The following is a 1,407-nucleotide window of genomic DNA, read 5'->3' on the forward strand; positions in this document are numbered from 1 at the left end:
GATAGCTGTTGTTTATCAGGAAGAGGCGTTAAGCTATAGGGAGCTGGACAATAAGTCTAATCAGCTGGCACATTACCTCAGAGGTGAAGGTGTTGAACCTGATAGTCTTGTTGGTATCTGTCTGGAGCGCAGTTTAGAGATGCTTATAGGTATTATGGGTATTCTTAAATCAGGAGCAGCTTATGTGCCTATTGATCCGGGTTACCCGAAAGAGCGAATAGATTATATTGTTAATGATATAAAATGCTCTTTTTTGCTTTCAGACAATTCAACTATTAATATTTTAAGATCCCTATCTAATGTGTCGCTGATTGCTCTGGATGATGCTTTATCAGTCTATCACGATTGTTCAAAAGACGCATTAAAGATTTCTTACTCTACTCATTCACTTAGTTACGTAATTTATACATCAGGTAGTACAGGTGTTCCCAAAGGAGCCATGATCGACCACTGCGGGTTATTAAATCATCTCTTGGTTATGATTGATGAATTGCAAATGAATAATGAAAGTGTTATAGCTTTTACAGCACCATTTACATTCGACATTTCAGTTTGGCAATTATTAAGTGGCTTATTGTGTGGAGGCCGTATCGTTATTTACAGTAACCAAATGATATTGAATATATATGGTTTTCAGAATGCTTTATCATATTATGGAGTTACACACCTTCAATTGGTACCTTCTTATTTGTTAAATTTATTAGAAATAGGTTCAACAAGAGGCTTAGAGGATTTACATTATTTTCTTATTACAGGAGAAACTGCTACACAATCATTATTGCAGTCTTGGTTTTCATTATACCCCTTTATTCCAGTAGTCAATGCATATGGTCCAGCAGAGGCATCTGACGATGTAAGTCTTTATATAATGAAAGAAGCACCAGAAAGTTCCATTGTTCCTATTGGAAAACCTATAGCAAATATGTCTTTATATGTAGTTGATGAATTTGATAATTTATTACCTATAGGAGTAGTTGGGGAGTTATTGGTTAGTGGAGTAGGCGTAGGCCGCGGATATCTGAATAATCCGGAACTTACTTCGGCGAAGTTTGTGTCTAATCCCTTTATAGCCGGTGAACGTATTTACAGGACGGGTGATTTGGCTCGCTGGCTTCCGGACGGTAATCTGGAGTTTATCGGCCGCGGTGATGATCAGGTGAAGATCCGTGGTTATCGTATTGAGCTTGGAGAGATAGAGAGTGCTCTTATTGAGCTTTCTTATATCCGACAGGCGGTGGTATTGGCCCAGGATGATTTATCGGGTGGCAAGCGACTGGTAGGATATGTTGTTTCTCAGAGTGATTTTGACAAGGAACTGGTTCAGGATGAGCTAAGGCTTCGTTTGCCTGATTATATGGTTCCTATGCTTTGGGTTAGCCTGGATGCCATGCCTTTGACCAGTAATGG

General features: G+C 39.1%; 1 protein-coding gene. It reads left to right on the forward strand.

The features are described from left to right. On the forward strand, positions 1-1,407 hold a 1,407-nt coding region (locus tag B0A80_RS01660; RefSeq protein ID WP_124020552.1), incomplete at both ends, for a non-ribosomal peptide synthetase.

Origin of the sequence: Flavobacterium tructae, from assembly GCF_002217475.1 — a bacterium.
GTDB lineage: Bacteria > Bacteroidota > Bacteroidia > Flavobacteriales > Flavobacteriaceae > Flavobacterium > Flavobacterium tructae.